Source organism: Bacillus sp. JJ1474 (assembly GCF_036965225.1).
In the GTDB taxonomy this organism is placed as follows: Bacteria; Bacillota; Bacilli; order Bacillales; family Cytobacillaceae; genus Cytobacillus.
Map to the genome: position 1 here is coordinate 11,122 of NZ_JBALPC010000019.1, position 1,490 is coordinate 12,611.

Annotated in this window: 1 protein-coding gene; it reads left to right on the plus strand. The window is 39.1% G+C overall.

The features are described from left to right. Positions 1-315: 315 nt before the first annotated feature. Positions 316-1,464, plus strand: a complete 1,149-nt coding sequence (locus tag V7164_RS03065) for an acyl-CoA dehydrogenase family protein (protein ID WP_335346610.1) — start codon at positions 316-318, stop codon at positions 1,462-1,464. Positions 1,465-1,490: the final 26 nt, after the last annotated feature.

The window sequence follows — 1,490 nt, forward strand, 5'->3', positions numbered from 1 at the left end:
ACAATTGTTCCTGCGATGTTCATTCGCTGAAGCTAGACATTGGGAAAAAATAGTTAACACTATTTAGAATGTTCAAATATCATAATCCAAACATTATCATCATTAATCGCATCTGTAAAGTAGGATTTAAAGTATCTTTAAAATTTTTGTAATATGCTAAACCAAAGGAATTATTAATAATAAGCTGATAAAAAATAATAAAAATTCTTGACGTTGTTATGGAATTTCGTTATTATCAAAGCCAATAATAATAATCGGAATTATAGGAATAATGTATGCGTGAAAAATCATTCTGGTTAAGGATGTGTGAAGAAAATGTTAGATTTATTTATAAAAAATGACACTCAAAGAATTTGGCTTCAAAAGCTGCATGAAAAAGAAGCTCAATTTAAAAGTAAATCCGCTGAATATGATGAACAATCAAAGTTTCCTAAAGAGAATATTCATAGATTAATTGAAATGGGATATACAACACAAACCTTACCAGCGGCTTATGGCGGAGGTGGTTTAAGTACGTATGATATGGTCCTGCTCCAAGAAACATTAGCCAGCTTCGATGGAGCAACAGCTCTCTCTATTGGCTGGCATATGGGAGTAGTCGGTGAAATCTATGAGAAAAAGCTTTGGGCTGACGAAAAATTAAACTTCTTTGCTGATGAGGTGCTTAAAGGAGCATTAGTCAACCGTGCCGTTAGTGAAGCACAAACAGGAAGTCCGACTAGAGGAGGCCGCCCAGGCACCTATGCGATAAAAAAGAATGGGCGTTGGGAGATTACAGGGAGGAAAAACTTCACAACCATGTCCCCGGTTTTAACGCATTTTCTTGTTTCTGCTTGGATGGAGGATAAGCAAGCAATCGGGTTCTTTTTGCTGCACAAGGATTTAGAAGGGTTAAGCATCGAGGAAACATGGGATGTTATTTCGATGAGGGGAACAGAAAGTCATGACCTTGTACTTGAGAAGGTTATTGTCGAGGAATCAAAGCTAGTTGAAATCAACCAAGGCCCAAGAGGCGATCAGCTAAATGGCTGGACGATTCATATTCCTGCCTGCTACCTTGGGATTGCACAAGCAGCACGCGACTACGCTATCCAATTTGCTAATGAATATTCGCCTAATAGTTTAAACGGACCTATAAGCCAGCTGCCAAATGTCCAAAATTTAATCGGTCAAATCGAGCTTGAGCTTATGCAAGCAAGACATTTTTTATATAGTGCAGCGGCAGCATATGATGATGAAGACAGACGCAGCTATATAACGAATGAGCTTGGCGCCGTGAAGCATACGGTGACGAATTCCGCCATTTCCATTGTTGATAAGGCGATGAGGGTTGTGGGAGCAAAAAGCTTGCAGCGTAAAAATCCGCTTCAAAGATATTATAGGGATGTAAGGGCAGGCCTTCATAATCCGCCTATGGATGATGTCACGATTCGGAAGCTGGCATTAACGGCTTTGAACAAATAGCCTTGATTAATTTTAAAAAGAGCGTC

Bases quoted from the DNA above. Each gene is read 5' to 3' on its own strand.
- V7164_RS03065 (WP_335346610.1), top strand. From the start codon at position 316: ATGTTAGATTTATTTATAAAAAATGACACTCAAAGAATTTGGCTTCAA.